This is a genomic window from Paenibacillus paridis (assembly GCF_006345825.1).
GTDB lineage: Bacteria > Bacillota > Bacilli > Paenibacillales > Paenibacillaceae > Pristimantibacillus > Pristimantibacillus paridis.
This window is the reverse complement of the sequence record NZ_VCIX01000088.1, coordinates 62919-76178: the sequence shown is the minus strand read 5'-3', so window position 1 is coordinate 76178 and position 13260 is coordinate 62919. Positions and strand designations below refer to the sequence as shown.

At 47.8% G+C, this 13260-nt stretch carries 15 protein-coding genes; 2 read left to right on the top strand and 13 right to left on the bottom strand.

What is annotated here, in order from left to right:
• Nucleotide 1: 1 nt before the first annotated feature.
• From FJQ58_RS17520 to FJQ58_RS17475, 10 genes are all read right to left on the bottom strand, one after another.
• Nucleotides 2-850: a carbohydrate ABC transporter permease gene (locus FJQ58_RS17520; protein ID WP_238404154.1), complete on the bottom strand. Its 849-nt coding sequence runs from the start codon at nucleotides 848-850 to the stop codon at nucleotides 2-4.
• A 3-nt stretch (nucleotides 851-853) separates the two neighbouring features.
• Complete coding sequence (locus tag FJQ58_RS17515) at nucleotides 854-1750, bottom strand: carbohydrate ABC transporter permease (RefSeq protein WP_139995734.1); 897 nt, start codon at nucleotides 1748-1750, stop codon at nucleotides 854-856.
• Nucleotides 1740-4697: an extracellular solute-binding protein gene (locus FJQ58_RS17510; RefSeq protein WP_238404124.1), complete on the bottom strand. Its 2958-nt coding sequence runs from the start codon at nucleotides 4695-4697 to the stop codon at nucleotides 1740-1742. The genes FJQ58_RS17515 and FJQ58_RS17510 overlap by 11 nt, the downstream gene beginning before the upstream one ends.
• A 39-nt stretch (nucleotides 4698-4736) precedes the next feature.
• Complete coding sequence (locus tag FJQ58_RS17505; protein WP_139995730.1) at nucleotides 4737-5843, bottom strand: ABC transporter ATP-binding protein; 1107 nt, start codon at nucleotides 5841-5843, stop codon at nucleotides 4737-4739.
• Between the two features lie 103 nt (nucleotides 5844-5946).
• Nucleotides 5947-6915 carry an aldo/keto reductase gene (locus tag FJQ58_RS17500; protein ID WP_139995728.1) on the bottom strand — a complete coding sequence of 323 codons (969 nt, stop codon included), beginning with the start codon at nucleotides 6913-6915 and terminating at the stop codon, nucleotides 5947-5949.
• Nucleotides 6916-7092: 177 nt separating this feature from the next.
• A complete protein-coding gene (locus tag FJQ58_RS17495) occupies nucleotides 7093-7413 on the bottom strand; it encodes a hypothetical protein (protein ID WP_139995726.1) in 321 nt (106 codons plus the stop codon).
• On the bottom strand, nucleotides 7413-7595 hold the full coding sequence (locus FJQ58_RS17490) for a YezD family protein (protein ID WP_139995724.1): 183 nt from the start codon (nucleotides 7593-7595) through the stop codon (nucleotides 7413-7415). The genes FJQ58_RS17495 and FJQ58_RS17490 overlap by 1 nt, the downstream gene beginning before the upstream one ends.
• A 252-nt stretch (nucleotides 7596-7847) precedes the next feature.
• Nucleotides 7848-8285, bottom strand: a complete 438-nt coding sequence (locus tag FJQ58_RS17485) for a hypothetical protein (protein ID WP_139995723.1) — start codon at nucleotides 8283-8285, stop codon at nucleotides 7848-7850.
• 98 nt (nucleotides 8286-8383) lie between these two features.
• Nucleotides 8384-9865, bottom strand: coding sequence for a methyl-accepting chemotaxis protein (locus FJQ58_RS17480; protein ID WP_139995721.1), 1482 nt, complete (start codon nucleotides 9863-9865; stop codon nucleotides 8384-8386).
• Nucleotides 9866-9906: 41 nt separating this feature from the next.
• Complete coding sequence (locus tag FJQ58_RS17475; RefSeq protein WP_139995719.1) at nucleotides 9907-10485, bottom strand: hypothetical protein; 579 nt, start codon at nucleotides 10483-10485, stop codon at nucleotides 9907-9909.
• A gap of 416 nt (nucleotides 10486-10901) precedes the next feature.
• Here FJQ58_RS17475 and FJQ58_RS17470 point away from each other — a divergent pair, with 416 nt between their 5' ends.
• Nucleotides 10902-11258, top strand: coding sequence for a YtxH domain-containing protein (locus FJQ58_RS17470; RefSeq protein WP_139995717.1), 357 nt, complete (start codon nucleotides 10902-10904; stop codon nucleotides 11256-11258).
• A 4-nt stretch (nucleotides 11259-11262) separates the two neighbouring features.
• The gene (locus tag FJQ58_RS32360) at nucleotides 11263-11403 is read left to right on the top strand and encodes a hypothetical protein (protein WP_162341540.1); all 141 of its coding nucleotides are present in this window, start codon (nucleotides 11263-11265) and stop codon (nucleotides 11401-11403) included.
• Between the two features lie 68 nt (nucleotides 11404-11471).
• Here the strand turns inward: FJQ58_RS32360 and FJQ58_RS17465 are convergent, their stop codons facing one another.
• The 3 genes from FJQ58_RS17465 to FJQ58_RS17455 are packed head-to-tail and all read right to left on the bottom strand — an operon-like array spanning nucleotide 11472 to nucleotide 13158.
• Nucleotides 11472-12257 (bottom strand): sigma-70 family RNA polymerase sigma factor, encoded by a 786-nt coding sequence (locus tag FJQ58_RS17465; RefSeq protein WP_139995715.1) that lies wholly within the window; start codon nucleotides 12255-12257, stop codon nucleotides 11472-11474.
• On the bottom strand, nucleotides 12254-12691 hold the full coding sequence (rsbW, locus tag FJQ58_RS17460; RefSeq protein ID WP_139995713.1) for an anti-sigma B factor RsbW: 438 nt from the start codon (nucleotides 12689-12691) through the stop codon (nucleotides 12254-12256). Before rsbW ends, FJQ58_RS17465 begins: the two co-directional genes overlap by 4 nt.
• 38 nt (nucleotides 12692-12729) lie before the next feature.
• Nucleotides 12730-13158 carry a DUF948 domain-containing protein gene (locus FJQ58_RS17455; protein ID WP_162341538.1) on the bottom strand — a complete coding sequence of 143 codons (429 nt, stop codon included), beginning with the start codon at nucleotides 13156-13158 and terminating at the stop codon, nucleotides 12730-12732.
• Between the last annotated feature and the right edge of the window lie 102 nt (nucleotides 13159-13260).

Below are 13260 nucleotides of genomic sequence, written 5' to 3'. Positions count from 1 at the left end.
ATTATTTGATTCCCGAATGCGCCATCGTCGAAATCACCTTGCTTTGCAAAATAACAAAGAAAATTAAATTCGGCACCAGCATAATTAGGGCAGCTACGGCAGCAGCGCCTTGGCGCGCTACATTATTGGCCAAATTATTGGTCAGTGTCGATAAGAAAAACGGAAAGTTTTTCATCTCGTCGTCCTGCATGAACAGCATCGAGGTTTCCACGTTGCCCCAAGAGTTCTGAAAGGCCAATATGGCGACGGTCGCAATGGCTGGCATGCACATCGGGATAACGATTCGGACAAATACAATTAACTCATTCGCGCCATCAATTCGGGAGGCTTCCAACAGCGAATCGGGAATTTGATCCACGAATTGCTTCAGCAGGAAAACCGCAACCGGCAGAGCCAGCACCGGCAGCAAATGCCCCCAGTAGGTATTCATAATTCCCAAGTTGCTGACGACGAGATATCTCGGAATTTGAATGACCTCCGGTGTAAACATCAGCATCAGGATGATGGTGGCAAAGATCCATTTTCGTCCGGGAAATGGATGCTTCGACAGCGGATAAGCGCAAAGCGCGCTCACGATGGTCACGCCAATAACGCTCGCTGCCGAAATAAACAGGCTGTTGAACAAATAACGGGAAACCGGAACAATTGAATTCGAGGTGACCCAAAACAGCTCCACAAAGTTCTGAATGTTCGGCTCCTGCACAAAAAACTTCGGCGGGTAAATAAACAATTCATGATATGGCTTGAAGGCATGATTGAAGATATAAATAATCGGAAGAATCATCATGACGGACAACGCAAGCATGATGATATTGAATAAGATTTTTACGGTTAGGCTCGATTGCTTCAGTTGTTATTCCTCCTTCGAACCGAACAATCCCCAGCTAAGCTTGTTCGCAAAATACATTAATATAAGAAGAAACACGGAAATGGTCGCCGCATACCCCATCTCAAAGCGGATAAAGCCGTAGTCGTTAATATGGTTGACGATCAAATGACCGGCATACTCCGGCGTTGGGTTTTGCCCGGAAAGCTCGACGCCGATGGAGCCGGTCTTAAAGGTCGTAACGATCGCCATGACAGCGCCGAAGAGCATCTGCGGCTTCATAGACGGGATCGTGATGAACCACAGCTCCTGCAAATTATTTTTGATGCCGTCAATTTTCCCTGCCTCATAGAGTGTCGTGTCCACGTTGAGAATACCGGCAAGCATCGCCAGGAAGCCTACGCCCATGCTCGACCATAGCGTGACAACAATCATCGAATTCATCAGCAGCTCCGGGCTGGTTACCCAAAGCTTCGGGATGTCGATAAAGCCGATCTTCAGCAGGAAGCTGTTCAAATAACCGATTCGGTCTCCTGAGAGCAGCGGCAGCCAAATGATCGTCATCGCAATGCCCACGGTAAGGGAGGGCGTATACATCGCAAGCGCGACCCACTTGCGAAGGCTGCCGCGCAGCCTTGAAATAAGCCACGCCAGCAGAAACGCGGCGGCATAGCCGCCAGGCCCGACAATGACCGCAAATTTGAACGTATTCGGCAGCGCGTATTTCAAAAACAACAAATCCTGTGCGATCAAATACTGGAAGTTGCTCCAGCCGATAAACCGCGGCGGCTCTATACCGTTGTAGTAGGTGAAGCTTAGTCCAACCGCCGCCAGAATCGGAATGACAATAAATAAAGCAAAGCAAATGAAGAACGGAGCCATAAACAAATAGGACACCCGAAAGGACCATAGCCTACTCCACATAACGGTCAATTCCTTCCCAAGGCTGATCAACAACCGGAATATCCAAGGCTTTCAGCTGTCGGCCCTGTTCGTCGATAAAGCCGAACTCCTGCTGCTTCCTCAGCAGCTCCCGGTTGATATCCCTCACCGCCTGCTCCAGCGAGGACATATAGTTATCCGTCCTGACCACCGACCTGATCCAGGCATTATTCGTCTCGCGCTCGAGGAAATAACCGCCGGGCACATTCGGTATATCTTTATACCATTTCCACTGGTTCAAAATAACGTTCGCGTCCTCCTTCTTCCAAGGCAGATTGGTGAAGGCCTCGACGTTAGCCGTATTCCAGCGGAAGGCTACGCCGTTAACGGCCTCCAGATCCGATCCGTATTGCTCCTGCACCTCGGCGGAGAGCCACCATTTCAGAAACTGCCAAGCCTCTTCCTTCTTCTTCGACTGATTAAAGATGACGCCGGTTCGCTGTCCGCCGCCAGCCCAGCGGCTAATCGTTCCATCTGCTTGCTCCGTGCCGGGAATAAGCGCGATGCCCCAGCGGCTGTTGAGCTCTGGCGCCGCTGCCGACAGCTGCACATACATGTTGTAATCGGATATCCCGATCGGCATCGTTCCCGTGCGGAAGTGCTGGTAGAAGCTCGGCACCTCTTTCTCCACGGCGTACGTATTGAACAAATCGGTCCACTGCTTGAAAGCCCGGTAGGCTTCCGGCCGATCAAGGCCTGATTTCACGCCGCCCGGCTCGTAGAATTCAACACCGTTTTGATAGAAGAAATGAGTGAACTCCTTCGGATTAACATAGAAATTCATGAAATTTTGCTGCAGCGTAGGCAGCAGGTCATATACATCATCCCAGGTTTGCGGAATATCCAGCCCTAAGCGCTGCAAAATATCCTTTCTATAATAAAGCACCTGGAACGACTGCGTTTCCGGGACGCCATAGTAGCCGCCATCATAATGAAGCGGAAGCCATGAGCCAGGGCTGAACTGCGGATACAACTGCTCGAAGTCCGGAAATTCGGACAAGTCCTGCAGCGTCCCGCGGATCGCATAATCGACCGGCAAATCCTGCGTTAAGCCAAGCGCGATATCGGGCTGAACGCCTGCCGCGTTGGACATCAGCAGAAGCTCGGGATTCGGCAGCAGATTCACCTTCACCTCAATGCCCGTTTCCGGCGTAAAGGATTCGTCGGCAATTTGCTGAAGCTGGTCCACGTAGTCTCGGCCCCGCTGCACCCAAACGTTTAGCTTCGTGTCATCCATTTCCTTCAGGCTGTCCCTTGCGTCGAACGAGTAGATAAAATTCTGTGCTCCGCCCCATACGCGGTTAAAGAAGCTCGCTTCCATCTTAGGAGCGTCTTCCATCTCGGGGATGATATACAACTCATCTAGCTGCAGCGATTGCTTGAGCAGCGTATCGATAAACGTTCCGAATTTCTCTCTCATCGACGATATTTCTTCCACCTGATAAGGAATTTCCTCAGGCTTGCGCAGCAATGAGCGAATATCCTTCGCGGAGGTATCCAATCCTTGGCTGATCGAGTCCTTATTGCCGTTGGCTTTGACTAATCGCTTGGACAAATCCTCCATCACATCAGCCGCAAGCGCCATTTGACCGGTTAGGCCAGGGAAATCCTGATCCATGTTCCAGGTACGGTTGCGGTCGATTGCCTTCTTCGTACTGGCTCCCGTTATCGTGCGCAAATCCCAATCGATTGCATCCAAATGGGCAATCAGCTTCTCAACGTCGACAACAATCGATTTGACCTGCGACTGCGTTACCGCAAGCGACAACATATGCTCGCCCTTCTCCAGCTTCAGGAGATATGGCTTTTTGCTGCCGTCTTGCAATACGGTTCCGTTCCAGCCCGTGGAATAAGGAAAACCATAAGCCAGAAATTCCTTGAACGGCACTTCTCCGTCGATTCGAACCGTCCGATAGGATGTCTTCTGCGCGATCGTATTTTGCAATGTCCGAAAGCCGATCTTATACAGCCCCGTCTCCGGCACCGTGAAGGACCATGTAATTTCCTGGTTTTGCTCAAGCCAGCGCAGTCCGCCCACCGTGTTATAAATAATTCTTCCCTCGTAGCGTGGCAAGGTCCGTGAGTTTTTGTCCGAAAATAGCTTAATCGCCGTATCATTTTTGTAAGCAAAATCCTCAGCCTGCAGGGTCAGCACCTCCCCTGTAATGGAAGGGACATCCCCCTGCTCGGACGCTACTTCTTCATAAGAGGGGATCGGTTTGCTTGGAACCAGCTCTAATTGCTCGATTGCAACAGGATCAAAGCCCTGCAGCCGGATCGTATGCACTCCCTCTGTGAAATGCCATTGCAAAGGCTGCGCATATGCTCCTCCCGAATCAATGAAGGGCTTCTTGCTCCAGCCCGACACATCCATGGATCGCGGACGAATCTCATCGCCATCCGAATTTTTTAATATAGGACGGACATCCTCCCAAGTACGGTATAACGAGATTGAAGAGGCTTCCCGGAACGGCTTCGCTCCGTCTACGGTCACTTCCCACTGTATCGGCCCCTTCCTGCCACCATCCTTAAGAGGGTTGTAGGACACATGAATCTCATACAGCGCACTCTCTGCAACGTCAACTCGATATTCAACCCACCCTGTATTGGTCGTATTCCATAGCAGTACATTGGATTTGCCTTCATATTCGCCTGCCTTAATCGCTGCCGCATCAGACACGAGAGAGGGACCTGCGCCCTCTACCAGGACGGAATTGGTTGCATTCTGAATCCCCTGTGCCTGCCAATTGGCCAGCGCTTCGCTGAAATAAGGATCTGTCTCGTAATTAAATGTAGCAATTAACCCCTCATAATTGACGGCCTCAGCTTTCTCTCCCGATACCGTATTCACCGCTGCTCCCGATGAGAGCAGCAACGCCGTCATTAATAGGCTTCCGCCAAGCCATAACCATTTCCGTTTATTATTCATAACGAGCAGCGGCCCCCTCCTTCGCACCTGTTGACTCATTTACGCAAACCTGACCCCGGTATCCTTATGGAAAAAATGGGCCTTCGATACATCCAGTTCAACCTTGACCTTCTCGTGATTAGAGAAGCGGTTGTCCGGGTCCACACGGGCGATAAGCGGCTTTTCCTGTCCGATATCCAGATAGAGAAAGCGATCCGCTCCCATCAATTCATTATCGATATAGGTTCCTGTAATGATCGTCTCTGAAAACAGCCCTTCCAGCTTTACATTTTCCGGCCTTATACCTAATATGACCGCTTTGTTTACTTGGTTATTTGCACGCAAAATATCGTCGGTAGCTTCATTAATTTTCAATACAAAACGGTTCGTATGGAATTCCAGCTTTCCTTGCGGGTTCTCCTGCACGCGCCCTTGAATGAAATTGATCTGAGGCGAGCCGATAAAGCTGGCCACAAACGTATTGGCGGGCTTGGAATAAATAAGCTCCGGCGTGTCGCACTGCTGGATAACGCCACCCTTCATGACGACAATCCGATCCGCCATCGTCATCGCTTCCACCTGGTCATGCGTAACGAAAATAAAGGTCGTGCCCAGCTTCTTGTGCAGCTTCGTAATTTCCATCCGCATCGTCACCCGCAGCTTGGCGTCCAAATTAGAAAGCGGCTCATCCATAAGGAACAGCTTCGGATCACGCACGATAGCCCTGCCGAGCGCTACCCGCTGGCGCTGTCCGCCGGACAGCTCCTTCGGTTTGCGGTTCAGGTAAGGCTCGATTTCCAATATCCGGCTGGCGTTCTTCACAGCCAAATTGATCTCATGCTTGGGCAGCTTGCGCATCCGCAGACCAAAGGCAATATTTTCGTACACGCTCAAATTCGGGTAAAGGGCATAGTTCTGGAAAACCATTGAAATATCCCTATCCTTGGGCGGAAGCTTGTTGACGAGCTGGTCCCCGATATAGATCTCACCCTCGGATATGTCCTCAAGGCCAGCGATCATTCGAAGCGTCGTCGACTTTCCGCAGCCGGAAGGCCCGACAAATACGATAAATTCCTTATCCAGAATCTCTAGCTGGAAGTCCTGTACGACCGCGTGCTTGTCTTTGCCATAACGCTTATAAAGATGTTTAATGGTCACTCCCGCCATAATACGTCCTCCTATCCAAACTTTAGTCCATAAAAAAAACGAGGATATCATGTCATGCTCTGATATCCTCCATTGATACGGTAGAATGTATGAAATTGTAGAATTAGCTAAGTACCGTTTCCTTCGCCTGATGCAGCTGGGAGAGCGCCTCGTCAGCCTTAGCCAGCTCTTCCGGGCTTAAGCGCTCATGCCAGCTTTGGGCCGCTTCCGTAATATGCTCCGGCTTCGATGCCCCTAGAATAGCGGATGTAATGCCAGGACGGCTAAGCACCCATGACAAGGCGTATTGAGCCTGAGTCAAGCCGCGTTCCGCTGCGAGCGGCTGAATAGCCTCCGCCACGTTAATCGCATTTTTCTTCAGCAGCTCCTCCAGCCTCGGCTCGCCTGCAGCCAGGCGGGAGCCTTCCGGCGGAGCTTCGCCTGCTCGGTATTTGCCTGAGAGCACGCCTCTGCCGAGCGGACTATAAACGATGACGCCAACCTCCTCCGACTGGACAAACGGTATAATTTCCTTCTCGATCTCGCGGGAGATCAGGCTGTATTCCGGCTGCAGGCTCTCGAAGCGGTGCAGGCTGTGCAAAGCACTTATTCCATGCGCTTTCGCAAGCTGCCATGCGGCAAAATTGGAAGCGCCTATGTATCTTACTTTACCTTGGCGAACGAGATCATCGAGCGCGCGAAGCGTTTCCTCAAGCGGCGTCTCCGGATCGAAGCGGTGTACCTGATAGAGATCCAAATAATCCGTCTTCAACCGCTTCAAGCTGTCCTCCACCGCTTTGTAAATATGGTAGCGACTTTGTCCAGCGTCATTTACGCCGCTACCGACTCTACCATGCACTTTCGTCGCCAATACAATATCGTGCCTTCTTTCCTTCAACAGGTTGCCAAGAATACGCTCGGACTCGCCTTCGCCATAAACGTTTGCCGTATCGACGAGATTAATGCCCTGATCCAGCGCCAAATCCAAAATCGTAGACGAAGCCTGCTCATCGATCCATCTTCCAAAGGCCATCGTTCCAAGGCTTACCTCCGATACCTTCAGCCCTGTTCTTCCTAATTTGCGGTATTTCATGATTCCATTCCTCCTGTAGTTTTCAAATTAAAATACAAAAAACCGGAGACATTGTATCGAAACAAGTCTCCGGTTATCCGGTCGATAAATTCATTATTCACATCGAAATAATATGTTTTAAATCATACGTCTGCTGCTTACCGATGTCAATCGCTAGTTTCATGAAGGGACAACTGCTCAATAAGCGGCAAGAATAGTTCTCTCTGGACCGGCTTGGCTTGCCGCAAATTGGCTTAGCTCGACGATAAGCTTACCTTTTCCAAATGACAAAAATTTGCGTTCCTCTACGGTTGGCGATTGCTGCATGAGCTCCAAAAACTGAATAATCAGCTTTCTTCTACGCCTGATCTCAGGGTATCCGTTATCAAATAACCATTGATCAATCGTATTATAGCTGCCGCGGTTCAACCGAAAGGTTTGCAGACAATAATGATGGAAGGCCAGATCGGGCCACTCATAAAGGCTAGCATTCTGATCACTCTTCATCCGCTTGCTCATTACCTTTGCTTCTTAACCGCAGATGATGATTTCTCGGTATCATAGCGACTGCGTTCTGTACGGTCAATTTGTACGATTTGACCATTATGAATCGTAATTTGGACGATGCCATATTGCACGCCTACCAATTGCTCTTTAATACGTTGCAGCCATTCGTCAGCAACCTCAACAGTTCGGGACATAGTCAACATCCTCTCAAGAGTTATGTGTGTGAAACCAGTCAGACCTTTCTATCAAAAAAACATAAAAGAAGGCGCACGCCAACCGATTCGGCATTCGGTTGGCATGCGCCTCCAGTTTTCCAGTGAGCGCGAATTGCAATAAAATACAGCGGTAGTTATGCCATTATTTTGTATGCAATTTTCACTTCTTTATTTCCGACTAATTCAATAGGATAAATTAAATTTAACATGTTGTTTTCCATTCGTCAATACTTATTGCGGCTCAATTTCTGGATCAAAACGGTAATCAAAGAAGAAATCGGCTTGCCCGTTAGCGTCCATCGCCCCATTGTCATTCAAACCATTTACTCTTAACCAAAAGCCAGTAACCGGCAGTTGCTCATTGGTTATCGCAACAACCCGGTCTTCCTCAATCGCATATTTCTCGGAGTCCTTGATCGCATAGGTTGTGAATCCGTCTCCTTTGGACGAGAATGCATAATAAGGGAATTTAACCCAAGCCACAAGAAACAAACACAGAACAAAGCCCAGAGGTATTTTCCAATGGTCTAACGTCATATAAAAAGCGCCAAGAAAAGAGAAACCCAGTAGCTTGTAATATAAGCCGGTTTCTTCTTCCTGACGCTTTCGATACAACAAATACAAGCTAACAAATAAACCAATGATTCCAAGCAACCAAATCCAAACCAACAGCCACACACCTCCAAGATCATTCAAGCCTCTTGTAGGTTACCATATTTAGGGTTAATCTGGTAGTTTCGCTTTGAGCAAAGCTATGCTTGGAGCATTCACGACTTCGCAGTCATTTCCTTCAGCTCGGACAGCAATTGATCCAGCTGCGCATACTCTTCGACCATCGTGTGAATTTTGATATCCTGCGTTTCCATACTCGCATGCACTTCTTCCACCGAAGCCATATTCTCTTCTGTCGTTGCCGCGATATTGACCATTTCATCCGCCATGTTCGCATAACGCTCATGCAGCTCATTCGCGGAGCTGCCTACCGTATCCGAATGCTGCTTCACCAGCTTCGTGTTCTCGTTAATGCGTTCAATTAGCTGCTGTGCTTGAAGGGCAACATCCCTGCTCGTCGTTACCGCCGCTTGGCCATTCTCCACCTGCTCATGAACGGCAATGATTTGCGAACGGATGCCAGTCAATATGTCCCCGATTTCGTTCGTCGCTGCTCTCGAATTGTCCGCAAGCTTTCGAACCTCGCCGGATACGACCGCAAAGCCTCTGCCATGCTCGCCTGCACGCGCCGCTTCAATCGCAGCATTAAGCGCAAGCAGATTCGTTTGCTCGGCGATATCGCTAATCGTACTCACGATTGAGCTGACACGATCATTCTGCTCATTTAGCTGCGCCATCATGTTAACTGTGTGATCAATAATCGACCGAACGCTTTCCACTTCAGCGGATAGTGTTGCCATCTGCCCGCGGTTTTGCAATGTCAGATCGGCGTTCTCATCCGAATACTGCTGCAGCAGCCCAGTTCCTTCGAGCAATTGCTTTACGGAGCTGTCGATGATCTGCGTAGATTCGCTTATCGTTAGAATGTTGCCCGTCTGCTTCTCAATCGCGGCCGACATTTCGGAGAAGGTCGCCGTTACCTCTTTGGATATTTCTCCCGTAGAGCGAACCGTTGTCTGCTGGCTGTTGCTGAACTCGGTCAAAACAATGATCGAGGATTTCAGCTTCTCCAGAAGCGCTTCGGCCATATCCTTTGAAGCCAGCGCCTCGCGCTGCTTATCCGTTACTTGGCGCTGGAGCTTGCCGCTAAAACTTGCAGAGAAGGCAAGCGCAACGGTTGCAAACGTTAGATACAAGAACAAATAAACAAGCGTTTCATTCGGAAACAGTTTGGGCTGGAGCACAGGATCTAGAAAAAGATAGGTGCTTAGTGCCGCTCCCAATACCCCCGTTAAAACAATGGGGCGATAATCCGCGTACAACGTTATAATAGCAAGATTGACATAAACCAGAAAATAAGTGCTCACGATCGGATTGGGATCCGATACAATTAATAGAGTAACAATGATCGTCAATATAAAAGGTACAAAGTACTTAATGTAACCCGTAAAAACGCCTCGGTATGTCATGAAAGTTGCTGCTCCGCATAAAAATGTACCGACTCCCGCAAGCAAAACAATGATATCTGCGCCGAGTCCGATAGCCAGATCTGTTAAAATCCCCAAACCGAGAAGGCTCCATAGAATTTTAATTAACAATCGATTACGCTTGTCCAATTCTGTTAATTCTTTTTTCACGACATTTCCGCCTTTTCTATAGAACTAATAAGTTATAAAGCTTAACCGATTAGCTCATCTCCCCTCGCTCCATGTGTAACAAGCGCTGCTTCCTTCGGATAGACGAGCCATTCGTAACGAGCCTTGTTGCGGTACATATGCTCCATATCGAACAAGACAGGGACCACATCATCCCCTTTGTAAAACACCCTCTCTCCAACTTTCTCTAGCGGTACCCGATAGGTAATTCGAAGCGCTCTCAGAAAGACGGGCTCGAGCAGCGAGACAAAATATTTCAACTTTAGCTTTTCTGCAATATATACAGCAGAAGACAGCACATCCGAAATATACTTCCCCCGGTAGGGCTTAAGCAAAGCAATCTTATCGATTTCCGCAACTGCCCCCGCAGCTTCTACAATTTTTGAATAAGTCTGAAACGGACCTGCAGCGTTGATGGAACTGCTTGCGCTATAGGCTTTTATTTCAGAAGTTCCCACATAATGCCCTTCCGGTGTAACAACGACGAATCGCTCAAGAGCATGATCAGAAAATTCAAGTTCAAACCCTTTCTCCATCCAGACTGTCGTCCAAATGCCGTTAAACATGGCTAACTCCAATTCGTTCTCCACTCGTTTAAACATGATTTTTCTCCTTTATCTCTCTATTTTCTCGTAGTCTTCTTCGCAGGTAAAATATGTAGGCAATTTTATTATCGGAATAATTAACTTAATAATTTACCATTTCCGATTCCTGAGTATGATGTTTTAGTAAATTGTCACATATCCAAAGCTAATTTCGGCAGTAATATTTGTAATAACCCACCTTTCAGCATTTTAAATACTTTTTCCGCATTTCCTATTAACAACGTGGCTACAAATAAAATTAAACCCAGCCAACAACTAGGAAATTGAAACAAATCGTAGCACCGACCTTTAAAAATGTCAATAGTTTCCTTATTTATTTGTTTCAAAATACCCTCAGCCGTTTATATATAACTAAGAAATTCAATACAGTTGATCAACCTGATCGACAAATATAAAATGAGGAGAGATGTCAAATGTCACGAGAAAACTCTAGTAACGGCGTATTGGTAGGCGCAATTGTAGGAGGTGCCATTGGTGCCATTTCGGCTCTGCTGTTCGCACCAAAAGCAGGGGCGGACCTTCGGGAAGACCTCTCAAACAAATTCAAAGCCATCAGCGAGAAAACGAAGGATATCGCCACTGCTGTAGGCCAAAACACGAAGGAATTCGCTACAACAGTCGGGCAAAATACAAAGGATTTGGCTACTAACATCAAGCAGGAAGCCGGCGATTTGGTTGACCATGCCAAACAATCCAACCAAAACATTATGGATTCCATTTCATCCGCTAAAGAAGATGTAAAGGATGAGCTAGCTACCACAGGGAGGTAGTCTCATGAAAGAAGAACTCAAAACCACTACAAACTCTATGGCACCCACCGAGCAAGAGATGATCAAGCTCGGTGAGGACATGGAGAAAATGGATACAAACGCAGAAGTGATCGAGAAGGGATTGATTCCCGATCCGGTACAATAATAAACAAACAAAAACCTTTCCATAGTTGCTATGGAAAGGTTTTTGTTTGAGGCTAATTATATAAAAAATTATGAAGTGCTGAGTCCAGGGCTGTGATCGGTTAGAAGCAGCTTAAGCTTCTCAATGGCCCGCTTCTGAATACGGGAGACGCTCATTTGCGATACCCCCAGCTCATCGGCAATATCGCGCTGTGATTTGCCGTTATGGTACGCGAGTATAAGTACTTTCTTCTCCTCGGCCTTAAGCTGATCGAGTGCTTCCTCCAAATCAAGACGGTTATCAACGCTGTAATAATCGTCCTTATCGGAGCCGATAAGATCGCCAATTGTAGCCGCGCTGTCGCCTTCGCTTGATAGTGGCGTATCCAGCGATACATAATGATAAGACTCCCGGCAGGACAGCACTTCAATCGTCTCCTCTACCGAGAGGCCTAAATGGACCGCGATTTCTTCCATTTTGGGCGAATGACCCAGCTCCACCGTCAAATGATCGATAGCCTGCTGAATAAGCAGACCCTTCTCCTTAATTCGTCTCGGCACCTGGATATACCAAGATTTATCGCGTAAATAGTTTTTCAGGTGGCCAATGATGCTTTTCATGGCATAACCCTCAAACGGAATTTCCCTAGAGCTATCATACTGCTTAAACAAACGCAGCATAGAAAGCTGGCCAACCTGATATAAATCTTCGTAAAGATCAGGACGGCTGCGAGACATTTTTGCAGCCGCCATTTTTACGATTGGCTCAAAATGCTGCAACAATACCGTAGCGGTATCGTTGCAGCCTGTTTCCTGGTAAATCTTCATTTTCTCAATGGTTTCTTTTGGATCCAGGCAGGATGAATTCGGGTTCATGCCATCTCCTCTTTCCTACCAAATAACTTGGTGAGAATCACCTCTGTGCCTTTTTCGGAGAATACTTCGACCTTATCCATTAAAGCGTGCATCATAAACAATCCTAGCCCGCCAGCCGATATTTCATTAAGCTCCTTGTCATGCAGAGAAGCAGACTTGCTCGCCGGCTCATATTTAAAGCTCGTTCCTTCATCTTTAATACGGATGGAAATGCCTTTTTCTTCGATCTCAAAACGAATGTCTACCACGCCAGGCTGTGCATTGCTGTAAGCATGCAGTACAACATTGGTACAAGCCTCCGTTACGGCTACCTTCATATCTTCGATCTCCTCGTACGAGAAGCCTGCTTTATTCGCTATTCCAAATAATGTAAGCCTAACTACATCGATAAATTCCGCCCTCGCCGGAATCGTCAAACGGATGAATGAGTTCATAGTGTTTTCTGTCCTCTCTTGTGTGTTCCTGAAATGGCTCATACTTTTTTGACTCTGTTCCAGATCCTTATCGTTGAGATCACGCCATTATAAAGCGTAGAGACGATTCCGGGCTCCTCAACGGGCTTCTTGCTCTCGCTCTTGATGGAAGCAACCACGCTAGCTGCCGACTCCCTTGCCATACCGGTAAACGAACGCACGGCGTGACCAATATCGTTGACGGATGCAAATAACACATCAAGAGAACTTAGTTTTGATCGTACATCTTGGGTCATTTTATTCGTGTTGTGGACCGCTTCCTTCACCTCAACACTGATTTGGGTTACTTCCGTTCTTAAAGAACCAACCGTTTGCCGCATTTCGTCAAGCGCACCCCTCAGTGTTTTGAGCGTTTGAATCAAAGAGTACAAGAGCACGAGGATAGCAACCGCTATAACAGCAATACTGATTTGCATGATAAGATCCATCGTTATCATCACTTCCTTTTTTTCTTTAGTTACCCGCAATTCCGCCTTTTGAAACAGAACGGCCCTCTCTAGCAAATCATAGAATCAAAATTGTCCTTTGCT

Excerpts from the sequence above, each read along its gene's own strand:
- FJQ58_RS17515 (WP_139995734.1), bottom strand. The coding sequence starts at position 1,750 with ATGTGGAGTAGGCTATGGTCCTTTCGGGTGTCCTATTTGTTTATGGCT.
- FJQ58_RS17510 (WP_238404124.1), bottom strand. The coding sequence starts at position 4,697 with ATGAATAATAAACGGAAATGGTTATGGCTTGGCGGAAGCCTATTAATG.
- FJQ58_RS17505 (WP_139995730.1), bottom strand. The coding sequence starts at position 5,843 with ATGGCGGGAGTGACCATTAAACATCTTTATAAGCGTTATGGCAAAGAC.
- FJQ58_RS17500 (WP_139995728.1), bottom strand. The coding sequence starts at position 6,915 with ATGAAATACCGCAAATTAGGAAGAACAGGGCTGAAGGTATCGGAGGTA.
- FJQ58_RS17495 (WP_139995726.1), bottom strand. The coding sequence starts at position 7,413 with ATGAGCAAGCGGATGAAGAGTGATCAGAATGCTAGCCTTTATGAGTGG.
- FJQ58_RS17490 (WP_139995724.1), bottom strand. The coding sequence starts at position 7,595 with ATGTCCCGAACTGTTGAGGTTGCTGACGAATGGCTGCAACGTATTAAA.
- FJQ58_RS17475 (WP_139995719.1), bottom strand. The coding sequence starts at position 10,485 with ATGTTTAAACGAGTGGAGAACGAATTGGAGTTAGCCATGTTTAACGGC.
- FJQ58_RS17470 (WP_139995717.1), top strand. The coding sequence starts at position 10,902 with ATGTCACGAGAAAACTCTAGTAACGGCGTATTGGTAGGCGCAATTGTA.
- FJQ58_RS32360 (WP_162341540.1), top strand. The coding sequence starts at position 11,263 with ATGAAAGAAGAACTCAAAACCACTACAAACTCTATGGCACCCACCGAG.
- FJQ58_RS17465 (WP_139995715.1), bottom strand. The coding sequence starts at position 12,257 with ATGAACCCGAATTCATCCTGCCTGGATCCAAAAGAAACCATTGAGAAA.
- rsbW (WP_139995713.1), bottom strand. The coding sequence starts at position 12,691 with ATGAACTCATTCATCCGTTTGACGATTCCGGCGAGGGCGGAATTTATC.
- FJQ58_RS17455 (WP_162341538.1), bottom strand. The coding sequence starts at position 13,158 with ATGGATCTTATCATGCAAATCAGTATTGCTGTTATAGCGGTTGCTATC.